At 64.2% G+C, this 16,920-nt stretch carries 22 protein-coding genes; 10 read left to right on the forward strand and 12 right to left on the reverse strand.

Going from position 1 to position 16,920, the window contains the following annotated elements; translation table 11 throughout:
• The first annotated feature begins 150 nt into the window (after positions 1-150).
• Positions 151-1,875, forward strand: coding sequence for a tetratricopeptide repeat protein (locus tag HYH07_RS07375; RefSeq protein WP_220001877.1), 1,725 nt, complete (start codon positions 151-153; stop codon positions 1,873-1,875).
• Positions 1,876-2,058: 183 nt separating this feature from the next.
• Here HYH07_RS07375 and HYH07_RS07380 read toward each other — a convergent pair whose 3' ends face one another.
• From HYH07_RS07380 to HYH07_RS07405, 6 genes are all read right to left on the reverse strand, one after another.
• The gene (locus HYH07_RS07380) at positions 2,059-2,991 is read right to left on the reverse strand and encodes a lipid A biosynthesis lauroyl acyltransferase (protein WP_220001878.1); all 933 of its coding nucleotides are present in this window, start codon (positions 2,989-2,991) and stop codon (positions 2,059-2,061) included.
• Between the two features lie 10 nt (positions 2,992-3,001).
• Entirely contained in the window at positions 3,002-4,279 is a 1,278-nt protein-coding gene (locus HYH07_RS07385; protein ID WP_220001879.1) for a beta-ketoacyl-ACP synthase, read from the reverse strand.
• A gap of 21 nt (positions 4,280-4,300) precedes the next feature.
• Positions 4,301-5,506: a beta-ketoacyl-ACP synthase gene (locus tag HYH07_RS07390; protein WP_220001880.1), complete on the reverse strand. Its 1,206-nt coding sequence runs from the start codon at positions 5,504-5,506 to the stop codon at positions 4,301-4,303.
• Entirely contained in the window at positions 5,503-5,973 is a 471-nt protein-coding gene (locus HYH07_RS07395) for a 3-hydroxyacyl-ACP dehydratase FabZ family protein (protein ID WP_220001881.1), read from the reverse strand. Before HYH07_RS07395 ends, HYH07_RS07390 begins: the two co-directional genes overlap by 4 nt.
• A gap of 10 nt (positions 5,974-5,983) precedes the next feature.
• Positions 5,984-6,271, reverse strand: coding sequence for an acyl carrier protein (locus tag HYH07_RS07400; protein WP_007592476.1), 288 nt, complete (start codon positions 6,269-6,271; stop codon positions 5,984-5,986).
• A 354-nt stretch (positions 6,272-6,625) separates the two neighbouring features.
• Entirely contained in the window at positions 6,626-6,970 is a 345-nt protein-coding gene (locus tag HYH07_RS07405; protein WP_220001882.1) for a hypothetical protein, read from the reverse strand.
• A 279-nt stretch (positions 6,971-7,249) separates the two neighbouring features.
• Between HYH07_RS07405 and HYH07_RS07410 the strand changes: the two genes are divergently transcribed.
• Complete coding sequence (locus HYH07_RS07410) at positions 7,250-7,876, forward strand: ParB-like protein (protein ID WP_057758369.1); 627 nt, start codon at positions 7,250-7,252, stop codon at positions 7,874-7,876.
• A gap of 17 nt (positions 7,877-7,893) precedes the next feature.
• Here HYH07_RS07410 and HYH07_RS07415 read toward each other — a convergent pair whose 3' ends face one another.
• On the reverse strand, positions 7,894-8,049 hold the full coding sequence (locus HYH07_RS07415) for a hypothetical protein (protein WP_167354019.1): 156 nt from the start codon (positions 8,047-8,049) through the stop codon (positions 7,894-7,896).
• 273 nt (positions 8,050-8,322) lie between these two features.
• Here HYH07_RS07415 and HYH07_RS07420 point away from each other — a divergent pair, with 273 nt between their 5' ends.
• Positions 8,323-8,466: a hypothetical protein gene (locus tag HYH07_RS07420; protein ID WP_220001883.1), complete on the forward strand. Its 144-nt coding sequence runs from the start codon at positions 8,323-8,325 to the stop codon at positions 8,464-8,466.
• Positions 8,467-8,487: 21 nt separating this feature from the next.
• Here the strand turns inward: HYH07_RS07420 and HYH07_RS07425 are convergent, their stop codons facing one another.
• Positions 8,488-8,688 carry a hypothetical protein gene (locus tag HYH07_RS07425; RefSeq protein WP_228749304.1) on the reverse strand — a complete coding sequence of 67 codons (201 nt, stop codon included), beginning with the start codon at positions 8,686-8,688 and terminating at the stop codon, positions 8,488-8,490.
• Between the two features lie 149 nt (positions 8,689-8,837).
• Between HYH07_RS07425 and HYH07_RS07430 the strand changes: the two genes are divergently transcribed.
• The 6 genes from HYH07_RS07430 (at position 8,838) to HYH07_RS07455 (ending at position 11,616) form a co-directional block, all read left to right on the forward strand.
• The gene (locus tag HYH07_RS07430; protein WP_220001884.1) at positions 8,838-9,569 is read left to right on the forward strand and encodes a Crp/Fnr family transcriptional regulator; all 732 of its coding nucleotides are present in this window, start codon (positions 8,838-8,840) and stop codon (positions 9,567-9,569) included.
• A 7-nt stretch (positions 9,570-9,576) separates the two neighbouring features.
• Entirely contained in the window at positions 9,577-9,819 is a 243-nt protein-coding gene (locus HYH07_RS07435) for a DUF6894 family protein (protein ID WP_220001885.1), read from the forward strand.
• A 138-nt stretch (positions 9,820-9,957) separates the two neighbouring features.
• Positions 9,958-10,161: a hypothetical protein gene (locus tag HYH07_RS07440; RefSeq protein WP_220001886.1), complete on the forward strand. Its 204-nt coding sequence runs from the start codon at positions 9,958-9,960 to the stop codon at positions 10,159-10,161.
• A 480-nt stretch (positions 10,162-10,641) separates the two neighbouring features.
• Complete coding sequence (locus tag HYH07_RS07445) at positions 10,642-10,875, forward strand: DUF6894 family protein (protein ID WP_220001887.1); 234 nt, start codon at positions 10,642-10,644, stop codon at positions 10,873-10,875.
• A 178-nt stretch (positions 10,876-11,053) separates the two neighbouring features.
• Positions 11,054-11,206, forward strand: coding sequence for a hypothetical protein (locus HYH07_RS07450; protein WP_228749305.1), 153 nt, complete (start codon positions 11,054-11,056; stop codon positions 11,204-11,206).
• 215 nt (positions 11,207-11,421) lie between these two features.
• Entirely contained in the window at positions 11,422-11,616 is a 195-nt protein-coding gene (locus HYH07_RS07455) for a hypothetical protein (protein WP_220001889.1), read from the forward strand.
• Between the two features lie 169 nt (positions 11,617-11,785).
• Here HYH07_RS07455 and HYH07_RS07460 read toward each other — a convergent pair whose 3' ends face one another.
• The 4 genes from HYH07_RS07460 to HYH07_RS07475 all read right to left on the reverse strand — a co-directional run bounded on the left by HYH07_RS07460 (position 11,786) and on the right by HYH07_RS07475 (position 15,588).
• A complete protein-coding gene (locus HYH07_RS07460) occupies positions 11,786-12,448 on the reverse strand; it encodes a flavin reductase family protein (protein WP_220002025.1) in 663 nt (220 codons plus the stop codon).
• A 110-nt stretch (positions 12,449-12,558) separates the two neighbouring features.
• Entirely contained in the window at positions 12,559-13,038 is a 480-nt protein-coding gene (locus HYH07_RS07465) for an MgtC/SapB family protein (protein ID WP_220001890.1), read from the reverse strand.
• 10 nt (positions 13,039-13,048) lie between these two features.
• On the reverse strand, positions 13,049-13,639 hold the full coding sequence (locus HYH07_RS07470) for a peroxidase-related enzyme (RefSeq protein ID WP_220001891.1): 591 nt from the start codon (positions 13,637-13,639) through the stop codon (positions 13,049-13,051).
• A 209-nt stretch (positions 13,640-13,848) separates the two neighbouring features.
• Complete coding sequence (locus tag HYH07_RS07475; protein WP_220001892.1) at positions 13,849-15,588, reverse strand: ATP-binding protein; 1,740 nt, start codon at positions 15,586-15,588, stop codon at positions 13,849-13,851.
• A 362-nt stretch (positions 15,589-15,950) separates the two neighbouring features.
• On the opposite strand from HYH07_RS07475, the gene HYH07_RS07480 reads away from it, so the two are divergent.
• Positions 15,951-16,919 carry a catechol 2,3-dioxygenase gene (locus HYH07_RS07480; RefSeq protein WP_220001893.1) on the forward strand — a complete coding sequence of 323 codons (969 nt, stop codon included), beginning with the start codon at positions 15,951-15,953 and terminating at the stop codon, positions 16,917-16,919.
• Position 16,920: the final 1 nt, after the last annotated feature.

Here is a 16,920-nt window from a genome sequence, read left to right on the forward strand (position 1 = left end):
AGTCTTCGCATCGGGCGTGGAGTGGTGTCCTGATAAGGGGTTGGCTAGTTTCTGAAAGTTTCTGATATTTGCGTTTCAGGGCCGATTTTCGGGCATTTTCGCCAGACTTCGGCTATATGAGCCGCCTTGAGAGACGTGTTGGGGGTTCGCTTGCTTCGTTTCGCCGGCTTCGAGCTGGACCAGCAGCGCGCAGAGCTGCGCTCGGCCGATGGCGTTGCAATCAAACTCCGGCCCAAGACATTCGAGATGCTGCGGCTCTTTGCAGCCAGCGGCGGCCGGGTGCTGAGCAAGCAGGAGCTGATGGAGGCGGTCTGGCCGAACGTCCATGTCGGCGAGGACAGCCTGTTCCAGTGCATCCGCGAGCTCCGCGCCGCGCTTGGCGACGAACGGCGGCAGCTGATCAAGCTCGCCTCCGGCGGCGGCTATCTGCTGGCGGCGGAAGTCGTGGACACGCCTGACGTCACGGCGCAGGCCGAGGCGGCGCCGCCGGCTCGGATCGACGTGAGCCCGCCTAACCCCGAGGCGGTGGTTACGGCCCACCCTGCGGCTCAGAAACGCGCCATGTTCGGTTTGAGCCGTCGTGCCGCCGCCGCCGCGGTGGCGGGGCTCGGCGTGATCGTGATGGGGCTTGCGGTGGCCGCGCCGGTGCTGAAGCCGGACCTGCTGTTCAAGCGGACGCCGCCGCGCATTGCCGTAATGCCGATCGTTGATGCCAGCAACGATTCCCGCGGCGTGGCGATGGCAGCGGAGGTCACCGGCCGTCTGACCGACGGTTTTGCCAGGATCCAGAACATCAGCGTCGTGGCGGCGCTCGCGAGCAGCGGAAGCCCGGCCGCGCCTGCCACCTCATCCGATTACGAGCTGCGCGGCGAGTTGCAGCTTGCCGACCAGTCCTGGACGCTGCGCGCGCGCATGATCAAGACCGGCAGTGGCGAGGTTCAAGCGGTCGCCACAGCGTCGGTCAGCGCGGAGGCGGTGGACGTGCAGCTTGCGCAGGCGCGGCTCGCAGCGGGCGTCGGCCATGTGCTGGCGCGCCGCCTCAATGAAATCCTGGAGCCGCGTGCATCGTCATCGGCGCGCCGCATGATGTCGGCGGGCGGCGACAAGGTGGCGGTCGAGCAGGCGCTCGCCTCGATCAACCAGACCACGCGCGAGCGTTTTGGCGCGGCGCAGGCCATGCTGCAGAAGGTGCTGAACGACGACCCTGACAATCTCGACATCGCGGTCGCGCTCGCCTCGCTGCAGATGCGCGGCATCCAGATGGTCTGGTTCAGCCCGGAGGAAGCGCCCATTGTCGAGGCCAAGGCCAATGCGACGCTGGAGCAGGCGTTGCGGTCGAGGCCGAATTCGATCCCGGTGCTCGAGGCCTCTTGCCGCTTCCTCAGCGCGACCAACCATTTCGTCGAAAGCCTCGTCACCTGCGCCAAGGCGTTGAGCTTCGATCCCTGGGACGGCGCCGCGCTCTACCTGATCGGCTTGGGCCAGATCTATCTCGGCCGCTTCGACGATGCGCTCACGACATTCCAAGAGGCCGATCGCTACGACACGCCGCCGGCCTCGCGCTGGACCTGGCTGCTCGGCGCAGGCACGGCGAATGCCTTGATGGGCCGCTACGAGGAGGCGCTGCCGTGGCTGCAGCGCTCGATCGCCATCACGCCGGGCACCGGCCGCTCGCATTTCCTGCTCGCCGCCGCCTATCAGAGATTGGGCCGGGACGAGGAGGCGAGGGCGGCGATCGCGGAGGGCCTGCGCCTGCGGCCCGGCACCAACAGGCAAAGCGTCTGGCCGCCGATGAAGAACGCTAGCCCGATCTGCGTCGCGGCTTGGGAACGTGTCGTGCAGGCCGAGGTGGATGCGGGATTGCCGGAGGAGTGAGGGCGAGGGGATATTGTAGTCCTTGTCATGCCCCGGCTTGACCGGGGCATCCAGTACGCCGAGGCGCCAATTGTGAGAGCGAACTCTCCAACGAAAGCCTCTGGAATACTGGATCACCCGGTCAAGCCGGGCGATGACACCGAGTATAAGGCGCGCTCCCGGCTCCCAGCAATGACGGAGCAACTACCGCCATCTCCGGTGCAGCCACAGCCACTGCTCGGGATACTCGCGCACCCAGCCTTCGACCACGCTCGTGATCGCCTGCATCGTGCCCTGGATGTCGATCTTGCCGTCGGCGTCGCGCACCGGGGGAATCTCTTCGGTCAGCTCGGCGCGGAAGCGGAAGTTTGGCAGGCGGATAATGCGCACGCCGTGGATCGGGCACTCGACCTGGCGGAGCAGGCGGGCCAAGGTCGGGTTGGCGCGGGTCTTGCGGCCGAAGAAGGTGACCTCGACGCCGCCGGTCAGATACTGGTCGACCAGCATGGCGACGTGCTTGCCGTCCTTGAGCGCCTGTCCGAGCCGCAAGGGCGCGTCGCGGCCCGCCGGGATCAGCGTGCCCATATTGACCTGGCGCATCTCCTGGATGATGCGGTCGGCAGAGGCGATGTTGGGCCGGCGGTAAAGGATCGCCGCATCGAGTCCGTGCGCGGGCGCGGCGAGCGCGGGCAATTCCCAATTGGCGAGATGCGCGGCGAAGATCAGCGCCGGCTTGCCGTCGTCACGGATCTGGTCGTACAGCTCGATTGTGCGCGGCGACAATTCGATCCGGCTGCGTTCCGGATGCGCGCGATCGTAATCCCAGACATGGTCGATATGGGCGAACTCGGCGCCGACGCGGCCGAGATTGTCCCACACGCCCATCAGGATCTGCTCGATCTCCTCGGGCGACTTGTCGGGAAACGCCGCGGTGAGATTGGCGCGGCCGATGCGATGCTCGCGCAGGCGCGGCCCGATCAGCTTGGTGACGCGTGCGAAGAAGTCGGAGGTCTTGACCGGGTCGAAATAGCGCGTGGTGCGCAGCATGCCGACGGTGGCGGCGCCGATCAGGCCTCCGGCGATCGATTTGGCTGCATTGCGCGCGCGAATCTTCGTGCTGACAGGAATCAGCGCCATGCTGCGTTGGTCAGGCCGGTTCGCGGGTCAGGATCAGCGAGGCGTTCTGGCCGCCGAAGCCGAACGAGTTCGACATCACGGCGGTGACGCGGGCATCGCGCGCCTTGTTGCCGACCACGTTGAACAGGATGGTGGGATCCGGCGTCTCGTAATTGATGGTCGGCGGAATGCGCTGATGCTCGAGCGTCAGCAGCGAGAAGATCGCCTCGACCGCGCCGGCCGCCGAGATGGTGTGCCCGACCATCGACTTGTTGGAGGTGACCGGAATCTTCTGCGCGAGATCGCCGAACACGGCCGAGGTCGTGTTGAACTCCATCTTGTCGTTCTCGGGCGTCGCGGTGCCGTGCGCGTTGATGTGGTCGATCTGGTCGGGTGTCATGCCGGCATCGGCCAGCGTCTTGTTCATGCAGCCGATGATCGGCTTGCCGTCGGGCGAGGAGCGGGTGCGATGGAAGGAATCGGTGAGCTCGCCGCAGCCGGCGATCACGCCGAGAATCTTTGCTCCACGCGCGAGAGCTGCTTCGTAGCTCTCCAGCACAAGCGCGCCGGCGCCTTCGGCCATGACAAAACCGTCGCGGTTCTTGGAGAAGGGGCGGGAGGCCGCCTGCGGCGGATCGTTCTGGGTCGACAGCGCCGACAGCAGCGAGAAGCGCACCAGCGCTTCCGGATTCACGGTGCCGTCGGTGGCGACGCACAGCGCCGCATCGGTCTCGCCGCGGCGGATGGCCTCGACGCCGAGCTGGATCGAGGTCGCCCCGGATGCGCAGGCCGTCGACAGCGAGATCGGCGAGCCCTTGGTGCCGAAGGTCTCGGCGAGGTGGGCTGCGACCGAGCCGAACATGAAGCGATGATGATAGGCGCTGAACTTGCCGCCGCCGGAGATGCGCAAGAGATCGTCGTAAGTGAAGTCGGGCGCGCCCACGGTGCGGCCGAGCTCGCGGCGCTGCGGCCACTCCACTTCGACTGGCGCAACCGCGAGGAAGAGCGGGCCCGGGAAATCGCCCTTGGCGCCGATGCCGGCCTGCTCGAGGGCTTCCTCCGTGACGAGCTCGGCCATCCGCTCGGACAGGCCGGTCGAGGAGAACGGATCGACGCTGACGAAATCGACCGTGCCGGCCATCGTGGTCTTCAGGCCGTCGACCGGAAAGCGCGTGATGGTGCGGATGCCGGATTCGCCTGCAACGAGCTTCGACCAATTGTCGGCCTTGCCGGCACCGAGCGAGGTCATGATGCCCATGCCGGTGACGACGACGACGGGACGCCCGAGTTTGTCGCGTGGTGCAGTCATGTCGATCGTCCCCCGATGAAGCTAGTCAACCGCTTCGACCAGCGCCATGCCTTCGCCGCGCCAGTGTCCGGCTCCCACCACGACAATCTGGGTGGGCGCCCCCTGCATTTCAATCTCGGTCCCGGTCGAATCGTTCGGCGGGAACAGCGCGCCACGCGAGATCGAGAGCGCGGCGAGCGCAATCCCGAGCGGGAACTGCGTTTCCATGGTGTGCCCGAACATCGTACCGGTCGCGCGTACCGGGAAGTCGGCGTGCTTCTTCAGGAAGTCGCGCTCCTCCGAGGTCGCCGGCTCTGCGCCTGATGCGCCCGAGATGATCGCGCCCTTGCCCGCGCGCTTCGGCAGCTTGTCCCAGAGCTTCTCCAGCGTCGCTTCCATGTCGCCGGACTGCTTGCGGCGGGCCAGATCGGTCACCACGCTTGACAGTTTTGCGTAAGGCTTGGCGCCGCGCGCTTCCGCGTGCGCTTTTGATTCCAGCACAAGGAAGGCGCCGGCCGAGCCGAGCGCGAAGCCGGCGTGGTCCTTGCGCGCCCACACCGGAGCGAACTTGTCCTTCAGGTTGAAGTCGCCGAATTCATAGAGGACCAACAGGTCCTTGCGCTCGCCATTATGCGAGCCGCCGACCAGCGCAATGTCGCTCTCGCCCGAGGCGATGCGCGACAGCGCGATGCGCAGCGCATCGGCGCCTGCAACCTCTTCGCCCATGAAGGTGCGGGAGGTGCCGCCGAGACCGTTGACGATGGCGATATTGCCGGCGAGCAGGTTGGAGAGCTGGGCCAGAAACAACGTCGGCCGGAGATCGCTCATCAGCCGCTCGTTGAGGAAGCCGGGGGCATTGGCGCCTCTGGCTTCAGCGTTCAGTACGCCGGTGTCGACGTTGAGGTCGCGCTCGCCGCCGCCGGCAGCCACCACCATGTCGATCTTCGACAGGATATCCTTGTTGCCCTTGATGCCGGCCGAGTCGAGCGCGAGGCCCGCGGCATAGACGCCGATGCGCTGCCAGGCTTCCATCTGGCGCTGGTCACCCTTCTTCGGGATCTGGCTGTCGAAGGAGACGGGCAGCAGCGGGTGCACGATGAAGGGCGCAAAGCCGGTCTCGTCGACATTGATGCGCTTTTCCTGGAGCGCGGCCCAGTTGGCGTCGAGCCCTTCGCCAAGCGAGGTGGCAAGACCAATACCGGTGATCCAGACTTCGGTCTGGCCCGGCTTCGAAGCGGTGTCAGTCATGGCGAAACGGCCTGTTGCGGAAAGCCGACGCGGGTTGCGACCGCGTCCATGTATCCGCGCATATCCGAATTGGGGAAGGGGATCAGCGTAAAAGTGAGGCTCGAGTTCGCACGGAGCTTGCCGCCAACCCGGAGCTTCGCCTCGGTCATCGCGTAGCCCGAGCCCTCATGGGCGACGCTCGCCTCGAGCGTCATGAGGTCGCCCGGAAACACCGAGCCGCGGACCTTGGCTTCCTTCACGGCAGCGAGAATCGGCATGCGCTCGAACTTGAGCACGCCAAGCAGGAGAAAGCCGGAGGCCTGTGCCATCGATTCGATCAGCAGCACGCCGGGCATCAGGGGATAGCCCGGGAAGTGCCCCTCGAAGACGGTGCTCTCCTTGGGGACCTGGGCCTCGACGACGATCGTCTTCTCGTCGACCTTGAGGTCGACGATGCGATCGATCATGTGAAAGTATTCGAGTTGCATGACCGCCCGATCAGGCGCTCGCGCCCTTGGCGGCAACCAGCTCGTCGATGCGCGCGCACAGGTTCTTCAGCACGAAATACTGCTCGGTGGTCGCCTTGCCGTCGTTGACTTCCTGGGTCCACTTTTCCAGCGGCAGCTTGATGCCGAACTGCTTGTCGATCGCGAACGCGATGTCCAGGAAATCGAGGCTGTCGATGCCGAGGTCATCGATGGCATGGCTATCCGGCGTGATCGTGTCGCGCGGGATGTCGCAGGTTTCAGCGATGATCGTAGCGACCTGATCGAATGTGGAGGACATCACTAAGCCTTTGATATATTGCTGATATTTGTCAGGTTCCCAGAGCGGCACGGTGGGTGGGCATCGCGCCCCTGATGACGCCCTCAAACCCCCCTCTGGACGGGTCGAGAGCCCGTATATCGGAGCGCCGCCCCGAGTTCAATGGAGCCGGACGGGGTGGGGGACAGGGCTGGGGATGCTGCCCCATCCCCGTACTGGCGTTCTGTGGTCGCGCCGTCATGGCCGGGCTTGTCCCGGCCATCCACGCCTTGCCAGCTGCCCAAAGAACGTGGATGCACGGGCCTTCCCCGCGCCGAAGCGGCTTCAGCCGCGCAGGCGGGACAAGCCCGGGCACGACGACGTCCCCGGCCGGGCCTAGATGTGCGGTGTCGTGATCCTGACGCAGTCCCGGCGGCCCATCAGCACGCAATCCTGTGTGCGGCGCAGATCGGCGATGCTGACCGCGAGCCAGATCCCGATCGCAGTCAGGGCGATGGTAAAGGCGAGCGCGGCGACGTTGGCGAGCATGCGATGTCGGAAATCGTCCGGCGCCTCGCGCGGCCTTTCATAACCTGACAGGTCGCGCGGTTCGGGCGCCGCTGCCCGCAGCTTCTGGACGACAGCGCTGCCCCGATGAACCACCGGAGAGGGCGTCGTGCGCGGCCTGAACTGGAGCACCCGGTGCTCGTCGTCCGAGGTTATGGGCCGCTGGGATTTCATGGGGCGGGGATCACTCCGAAGCAGCGATTTTTAAATAGCACAGGCGACATCGTGGGTGCAGAAAATCTTCTCAACGCGCACGTGCATTGCGCGTTCGCATGACCCTCCTCTCATAACCGGCCCCGGTTGTCATCCAGGCATTAGGAAGCTCTGGGTTGCGCCGCAACACTGCGGGTCCGGATCGCGCTTGGTGTCTCGAACGCATGTTGCCGCCGCAAGGCCGATGGCATAATCGGGAACCCGGACGACAGCTTGCAACCAGATGAGAGGCCCTCGATCATGACGACCAACGCGCGCGAGCCGAGAGTGCACCCGGTACCGATCCTGTCGCTTCGGCCGACGCAGATGACGGTCGGCATGCGCGAGGTCAAGGAGAAGCGCAAGCGCTGGCGCGAGCACGGCAAGAACAAGCAGTCCGACCTGCTTGGCACCCACATGATCCCCGTCGTCGCCGGCCCTGACGGACGCTACTACGTCATCGACCATCACCATCTCGGCCGCGCGCTCCACGACGAGGGCATCAAGCAGGTGCTGGTGACTGTCGTCGGCGACCTTCGCATGGTCGAGAAAGAAGCGTTCTGGGGCGTCATGGACAACAAGCGCTGGGTCTACCCTTACGACTCCAAGGGCGAGCGCCGGTCATTCCGCGATCTGCCGAAATCGGTCGCCGATCTCAAGGACGATCCGTTCCGCAGCCTCGCCGGCGAGCTCCGCCGCATGGGCGGCTTCGCCAAGGACACCACGCCGTTCTCCGAATTTCTATGGGCCGACTTCCTGCGCCGCAAGCTGTCGCGCAAGGCGGTGGACGCCAACTTCGACAAGGCGCTCGAGAAGGCGCTGGCTGCGGCCAAGAGCAAGGATGCAATCTACCTGCCCGGCTGGTGCGGGCCGGCATCGGACGATTGAAGCGCGCAACGCTTCCATCAGTCGCGCTGGAAGATCTTGGCGCCAGGGTAGGCGCGCCTGGCGTATGTCACGACCAGCGCGCGGTCCTGGGTCTCCAGAAAGGGGGTACGGATTCGATACGATCCGACGATGAGGTGCCACAGACCATTGAGCTTTTGAATCACGATCTTCATGTGAGTTTCCTCGAAGGCGCTGCACGCAAGCAGGTTTTGCCTGTCGCGGCGTCCTGCGATAGCCGATCGCGCTCGCGGGCGGGAAATTCCCGTCACTCCTCGCGCTCGCTGCAAGACAACGGCGATGCTCATGAGTTGGTGATGGCATGCGGCCCGACGAGGCCGACCTCATCACAGCCGCTTGAACGCAATCATTTTCCGCGCTGACGAAACCGTCCTGAAACAGAGCCGCTCCACTTAATCATGGTAGTCGAGCTCACAAAGGAGGCTCACATGCGCCGTCTGGTTTTCGCAATTGGCTTGGCCGTGGTTGCTTCAGCAGGACTCTCGGCGTCGTTCGCCGCGGTCCACCAGGCCAGGACTTTGACGTTCGAGGAGCGCTTCGCACCTGCGCTCCCGCTGATGGTGAAGCACTAGCGATCCGGCTGCCCGGCCCGCCTATTTCGGGCCTTGTGGGCCGGGGGAGGAGAGCAAACGCTCCATCGCCGCGGCGGCCTCGCCGTCGCGTGCCTTTTGCAGCAGTGCGTGACGCTCGGCGCCGACCGGAAGATTGTTGGCCGCGGCGCGGGCGCTCTGCGTGAACCTGGTCAGCCGTTCCTGAAGGGACTGGGCCGGTCGCGTACGATTGCGCTTCTTCATGATGAATTGCCCTTTCGAGCGCCAAGCCAACCACGCGCCGCCAAGCCGCGTCCTTAACTTTTGTTGGAACCGTGCGAGGCGATTGCGGGTTTTGTCCCGGCGGGCGCGGCGGCGCCTTGAGTTCCTTCTCCACGACGGGAGCCAAAGAAGTGCCCAGCGACGCGATCCGCGCGGCGCTCATCGAGCGACTGCGCGTTTCTTCCGCAATTGCGGGGGAGGATATCAAGGAGGTCGAAGCCCTTCCGATCTCGGTGCGGCAGTTTCCGGCCGAGACGGCGGTGGTGCGCGATGGCGAGCGCGCGACCGACTGCTGCCTGATCGTGGACGGATTTTGCGCGCGCTCCAAGACCCTTGCGAATGGCAAGCGGCAGATCCTTTCGCTGCATATCCCCGGCGAGATCCCTGATCTCATGAGCCTGTTTCTGCACGTGATGGACCATGATTTATCGACGTTGACGCCGGCGACGCTCGGTTTCATCAGTCATGAGGCGCTGCAAAAGTTGCATCGGCGCAGCCCGCGCGTGGCCGAGATGTTCTGGCGCGACACGCTGATCGACTCCGCAATGTTTCGCGAATGGATCGTCAATGTCGGTCAACGTCCCGCGCCGGCACGGCTCGCCCATGTCATGATCGAGCTGCGCGAGCGCCTCAGGCTGATCGGGCGGCTGGACAGCAACAGCTTTGAAATGCCTCTGACGCAGGAGCAGATCGGGGAGGCGCTGGGCATCACCGCAGTGCACGCCAACCGGGTGATCAGACAGCTGCGCCAGGAGGGGATCGTCGAGCTTAATCGCGGCCGCGTCACCGTGCTCGACGAGCGGAAGTTTCAGGAACTAGCGGATTTCGAACCCCGTTACCTGCATCAATCGCCAACCCTTTGAGGTCCGGATGCCGCGCTTCCATTTTGATATCCGCGAGGACAGCCGTCTCATCCCGGATGAGGATGGGCAGAATTTCGCCGACGTGGACGTTGCCCGCAAGGAAGCGGTGCTGACCGGTGCCTCCATCGCCCGCGAAGCATTCGTGGCCGGGAGCGCCGACCAGGTCGTCGTCGACGTGCGCGAGGATGAACATGCGCCGTGCCTGAAGATCTCGATCACGCTCTCGGTCGAAAAGCTGGCTGACGGCTAGTTTCGAGCGTTCGCACAAGACGCGCAGAGGGCGCGATTGTTCCTCCGACGTGAAAACTTATAAGGCTGCGCGCGATAACCCAGGTTAGCGACATCGGCGCCGTCGAGGCGCAGCGTGGAGACCGGCACGGAGGTTTCCATGACACAGAAGCGCAACCGCCGTAAGCAGACGGTACCGTTCGACGATCGATTGGAGCAGGCGGCGGTCGCGGCGCGCAAGGCGGCGGGAAAGCTTCCGCTAGGGGAAGCTCGCAACATCATGTTGCAGAAGGCGCGTCAGGCGGAGATTGCACGAAGCATCAACGGATGGTTGGCCACGTCGGGCCAGCTCGTTTCGAAGTGAACCCGGTGGATCGCAGGGCGGCATGTCTGATCCAAGCGGCCGCTTGCCGCGAACAGGCCGCGGCCGATCCTCTCAATCACGACCATTGGGTCGATGAAGCGATCAGATGGTTGGAGCTTGCGCATGCGCCGGCAATCCAGGTCGTCGTTACCATTGACCCGCGGCCCAGCGAACCGGTCAGGACAACAGCAGCGTGACGCTGGCGGCGACGAGGACGATCATTCCAGTTGCGGCGACGACGAAGCAGAACCGTTGAAACAATGACATCACGCACCCCCAAATCCCGGAAAGTGAGGATGACGATGCGGACGGCGCCAGTCGTTAACCTAAGCTAACTCCCACGAAAACAGGAAAATCGTCCCGCCGGCGTCGGTCAGGTGCCACCGACTTCGCCCCTTCGGGCCAAAACCAGCGGGGCGAATAGGAACCAAATTAACATGGGTTACTTTACCCGTCGGGAATCCCGGGACGGGTTTGGCGATGCCCAGATTCTACTTCAACATCTGTAGCGGCGATCGGTCGAACGACCGCGACGAGCTTGGCCAGGAACTTCCGGATCGACGCGCGGCCTGGGAAGTCGCGACACGGTACGCCGGCGACTGCTTGCGCGACCTCGATGGCGATCTGCAGCCCGACGATGACTGGCGTCTGGAGGTGCAGACCGAGGACGGTGCGCGCGTCTTCCAGATATCGATCCGCGCAAGCCTCGGCTGACGGTCGCGGCCGTCTAAATCGCAGTGCAGCTATAACCTATGTTGGAGAACGCCGCGCTTTTCGGTCGTAGCGTTAACCAGGGATCCTTGATCGGACCCCGGGATCCCTGATTGGACGGGGGGTTGCGACATTGAAGCACTGGCATCGCGTCCAACAAGCCGAGATACTCCGAGAGACCTTGGCTAGGCTTGCCATCGCGATGCGTGAGCGCGCCGAGGCGCTGCCACCGGGCATCGAGCGGGACCAGCTTCTCAAGCAAGCGCGCAACGCGGACACCATGGCGCATCTGGAGGATTGGGTGTCTTCGCCGGGACTGCGTCCTCCGACTTAGGGACGACGCCATCGCGCCACGATGGGCGACCCGTGCCTCTCCCTTACTTTGGCCTTCGCTCGAACCCCTTGGGCGAGGGTCGCTCTTTCTTCAGACCGCTGGCTCGCGCGCATGACGTCAAGCTTGCGGAATTGGGAACCCGGCTTGGTCGCCAGGTTTGGAACGCCTGCGCCTGGCTTTGATTGGTCAGGCTCTCGCAACGCAAGGAGTCCAGCATGAGCGAGAAAGACGACATTCATGCCATCAGGCGCACCGAACCCAACGGGGTCGAGCCAGCATTCTCCGAAGAGGATCTCCAGCGCGCGCAGCTCGGACCACGCGGCGTTCCAGGCCAGCCGGATCCGGCCAGGATGACCCCGCAACGCGCCAAGAAGACGCCCGAGGGCGACTTCGACGGGCATACGTCCTGAGCGCCGTGAGATCGATGCTCGCCCAAAGCGCAATGGGATTGGGTTGCATCGTCATCGCGCTTTAGCTCTCTGTTTGAGCATGATCCGCGCAAACGCGTTCCGCTGATGTCGCGAGGAAAAACCGCTTCACATTTTTCGCTAACGCGGCCCTCCGGGTCCGGATCATGCTCTAGGACTGCCGCTGGCTCCAGTAATCGTCGAGCGTCGGCGTTTCCATGTCAAAACGGTCGCGAATGGTGGAGCAGGTGCTGCCACCGAGCCTGGCGATGGCATCGAGTCTCGCCGGGTCGATGTGGAGGCGCTCGGCATCCACGACGTCCGAGTGGTAATGCGCGAAGAGAATCTCGCCCAGGATGATCTGACGCGACTTGCCGAGTTCGAGCGTGACATGTCGGCGGCATTCGAAGGCGGCCGGCGCCTCCTTGATCCAGGGTGACGCCACGGTCTTGCCCGGCATGGCAGTCAGGCCCGCGGCCTGAAGTTCATCATGCTCCGGCGCGAACGGCACGGCGCAGACGTGCATCGCTTCGGCAATGGCGTGCGAGACGATGTTGACGGTGAAGACCTCGGTCAGGCGGATGTTGAGGCCGGTGTCCTTGAACCGCATGTCCGGATGGTTCTCGACTCCGAGCGCAAGAATCGGCGGATCGGCCGACAGGCAGTTGAAGAAGCTGAACGGCGCGGCGTTGATCTTCCCGTCGGGGTCGACCGTCGTCACCAGCGCGATCGGCCGCGGCACGACGGTGCCGATCAGCAGCTTGTACTTGTCGCGCGCCGACAGTTCGCGGAAGTCGAACGTGACGTCGCCGGGGTCGTGAGTGCTGGTATCCATCATGTCTCTCAAGTTCGAACCGTCGTCGGTGGCGGGCATCAGCGAAATCTTTCGCGGCAATTATCAGCGCGTCGGAGCAATATGCGAGCGGAAGATTTGAGCAAGGGCCGCTACGCTTGCCCGTTGTCTTCGTGCGGCTCGTCCTTGCCGCCGAGCATGCGGTGCAGGTGGCGCTCGATCCGGCGGCCGATCGTGAGCAACATGAAGGTCAGCGCCAGCGCGATCGCGACGGTCTTCCACTGTCCGGCGCCGCAGACCACGCCGAGGCAGGCGGCCAGGAAGGTGCAGGCGGCGCTGGTCAGCCCGCGAACGCGAAACCGCTCGCTTTCATGGACGATGACGCCGGCGCCGAGAAAGCCGATGCCGGTGAGGATGCCCTGGATGACCCGGCTGGTGGCATCGACGACCTTGCCGGGCTCGGAGAGCTGCAGCGCGAGCAGGACCACGGTCGCGGTGGAGAGGCCGACGATGCCGAGCGTCTTCAGCCCGAGCGGCTTGCCCTGCAAATCCCGGTTGAGCCCGATCGCGCTGCCGGCCAGTGTGGCGACGCCGAGGCGCAGCAGGATTTCGCTCCAGTCGAGCTCGGTCATTGCTTTTCGGTCATTTCTTGTCGGTTTTGGGCAGGCGTCCCATCAGGTAGAATTCGTCGTTCGGCCGCATGCCGGTGAAATTTGCCAGACGGTTTGACAGCGCGAAGAAGGCCGAGATCGCCGCGATGTCCCAGATGTCGTCGTCACTGAAGCCATGCGGAGCCAACGCGGCAAAATCCTCGTCGGCGATCCGCTGTGCGTCGGCCGAGATCTTCATCGCGAAATCGAGCATGGCTTTCTGCCGCGGCGTGATATCGGCCTTGCGGTAGTTGATCGCGATCTGGTCGGCAATCAACGGGTTCTTGGCGCGGATGCGCAGGATCGCACCATGGGCGATCACGCAATATTGGCACTGGTTGGCGGCCGAGGTCGCCACCACGATCATCTCGCGCTCGGCCTTGGTAAGCCCGCCATCCTTTTCCATCAGCGCGTCGTGATAGGCGAAGAAAGCGCGGAACTCGTCGGGACGGTAGGCCAGCGTCAGGAAGACGTTGGGCACGAAACCACTCTTTTCCTGCACGGCGAGGAGGCGGGTGCGGATGTCGTCGGGCAGCTTGTCGATGGCGGGTGCGGAGAAGCGTTGCGCCGCGGATTTTGTCATTGGCATGGATTCCGGCTTGGGGGCGGGAAACCATAGTCGATGAGGGGGGCTCGCTCAATGTGCCACGCGTGCACTGTCATCGCCCGATGTAATCAGGCGATCCAGTATTCCAGAGACGCAGGCGATTGAATCGAGAGGCCGCGGCGTACTGGATGCCCCGGTCAAGCCGGGGCATGACGGCGGAATTTGTAGAAGCGGTGTCCGCCCCCTTACCGCAGCGGCTTCTTCAGCAACGAGAAGCGGTCGGGGTCGAGGCCCAGCGAGGGCTGAAGCATGGGCGCTTCGGCCGGCGCGAGCGTCCTGGCGGGCGGCGCGGCGAACACCGGATCGTTCGGCACGTCGCGCTGCGAGGTCGCACCGCGCCAGCGCTCGAGCACCGCGCCGACGAAATGCATGTCGTGACCGGCAGACATCGACGGCACGCTCGAAATGGTGGCCTCGCCGCGCGGCAATTGATGCGGCGGCACTTCCTTGAAGCGCAAGCGCGTCGGCAGGGCGACACCTTCGCCGAACGCCAGCACCTCGCGGGTACCGAGCGAGGGCACGAAGGACAACAGGTTCGCGGCCGCATCCGACACGGCGGCGCGCAGCAGCGCCTGGTCGCGGTCGTTGGCAAGACGCATCGTGAACAGCGTGTTGCACTGGGAGATGATGGTGGCGTCGAGCTCTGCGGGGCGCTGCGTGATCAGGCCGAGATAGACGCCGTATTTGCGGCCTTCCTTGGCGATGCGCGAGACTGCCTTGCGGGTCGGCCCGAAGCCGATATTGCGGTCGGAGGAGGCGTAGCGGTGTGCTTCCTCGCAGACGAACAGCATCGGCGAGACGCCGTCGCTCCAGAGGCCGAAGTCGAACGCCATACGGCACAGCACCGACACGACGGAATCGATGACTTCGGCCGGGAAGCCGGCGAGCTGCATCACCGTCATCGGCTTGCCATTGGCGGGCAGGCGGAACAGATGGCTGATCACCTCGGCCATGGTGTCGCCGCCGACATTGGCGTTGTCGAACATGAAGGCGTAGCGCGGATCGTTCTTCACGGCTTCGATGCGCGAGATCAGCTTATGATAGATGATGCGCGAGGAGCGGTTTTCCAGCTTGCCCATGCGCTCGTCGATCAGCGAGACCAGATCGACCAGACGGTACGGCACCGGCGTGTCGACGGTGAAGCCGATCTGCTTGGGATCGACGCGCTTCAGGCCAAGCCGGTCGGTGTTTTGGTATTGCGTGTAGATGCCCTTGGCGATGGGGATCACCTCGGCGAGGACGTCCAGCTCCTCCGGCACGCCGGCGCGGCCGCCGAACAGCACGTCGACGATTTCCTCGAAATTGAACAGCCAGAACGGCAGCTTCAGGTTTCGCGGGTTGAGCACCAGCGCACGGTCGCCGAAGCAGCGGCCATATTCGTTGTGCACGTCGAGCAGGAAGATGCGCAGGTTCGGCCGCGCCTTCAGGATCTCGTTGAGCAGCAGCGACACGCCGGTCGATTTACCGACGCCGGTCGATCCCAGCACCGCAAAATGCTTGGACAGCATTTCCTCGATGTCGACATAGGCGACGACCGAGCGGTCCTGCTGGAGGAAGCCGACATTGATCTGGTCCGACCCGGTCGGCGCGTAGATCGTGCGCAGCTCCTGGCTGGTGATCAGGTCGACGGCATCGCCGATGGTCGGATAATTGGTGACGCCGCGCTGGAATTTGGCCTTGTCGGCGGCGTTAAGGATTTCGCCGAGCAGGTCGACCGAGGCGATCGCGACGTATTCGCCGGTGCTCGCGAGATTCTCGCAGGACACTTCGGTGATCATGGCGACGATGACCGAGCTGGCGCAGCGGATGCTGACGAAGCGGCCGACCGTGGCCCGCACCTCCGAGATCGACATCTGGCTCTGCGCCAGAAGCCCGACCCGGGCGAGCGATCCACGTACCGAAATCACGCGTCCAAAGGATGTCACGATGGATGAACCTGAAAAGTCAGACTGTTTCTGCGACTATGCGGGGGCGTCGCTGCACAAACGGTTAAACGGCAGTCGTGGGGGCTTTGTTAAATCCGCTACAATTCGACGGCTAGAGTTGTTCCGAGTGCATGCTTGCTGCCGGAAACCGCCCGAAAATGCCGGTTTTCCAGGCCCTTGAGCCTCATTCGAATTAAGGAAAATTTTACCATTCGGGCAGTCCGCCCGCCGTCGGGAGAATGACCCTCGCAGTGACGAGGCGGGGCTGCTCTCGGCCGGCACGCACGGGTTTGTTGACGAGACCTAATCATTTGTACATTAGTACAAATGAGCCGCGCCCGCCGAGGCTTTGGAGAACACCCATGCAGCCCGAACCGATCCTCGATCTCGCTCATCTCGGCCACATGGAGCTGCTGACGCCGAAACCCGACGAGAGCCTGAAGTTCTTCGTCGACGTCATGGGCATGACCATCAGCGGGCGGAAGGGCGAGTCGGTGTACCTGCGCGGCTGGGACGATTACGAGCGCTATTCGCTCAAGCTGACGGCCTCGAAGACGTCAGGCATGGAGCATATGGCACTGCGCGCGCGCAGCCAGCAGGCACTGGAGCGCCGCGTCGCCGCGCTGAAAGGCTCCGGCTTCGACATCGGCTGGATCGACGGCGACATGGGGCAGGGACCGACGTTCCGTTGCCGCGACCCCGACGGACACATCGTCGAACTCTATTACGAGACCGAATGGTATCAGGCGCCGCCGGAGCTGAAGCCGGCGTTGAAGAATCAGGCGCAGCGCTTTCCCGCGCGCGGCGTCAATGTCCGCCGGCTCGACCATCTCAACTGCCTCGCCGTCGACATCAAGGCCAACCGCGAGTTCTTCGAGACCTATCTCGGCTGCCGGCTGACCGAGCAGATCGTGCTCAATGACGGCCGCGAGGCTGCGATGTGGCTGACCATGTCGAACAAGAGCTACGATTTCGCCTATTCGCTCGACCATTCCGGCACGCCCGGCCGCTTCCACCATGTCACCTACGCGCTCGACAGCCGCGAGGAGATTCTTCGCGCGGCTGATATCTTCCTGGAAAACGGCGTGCATATCGAGACCGGGCCGCACAAGCACGCAATACAGCAGACCTTCTTCCTCTATGTCTACGAGCCCGGCGGCAACCGCGTCGAAGTCGCCAATGCCGGCGCGCGCCTGATCCTCGCGCCGGACTGGAAGCCGATCGTATGGACGGAAGAGGAGCGCAAGAAGGGCCAGGCCTGGGGGCTGAAGACAATCGAGTCGTTCCACACCCATGGCACGCCTCCGGTGGAGATGAAGACGCGCGCTTGAT

The organism is Bradyrhizobium sp. BR 10261 (assembly GCF_019455395.1).
Taxonomy (GTDB): Bacteria; Pseudomonadota; Alphaproteobacteria; order Rhizobiales; family Xanthobacteraceae; genus Bradyrhizobium; species Bradyrhizobium manausense.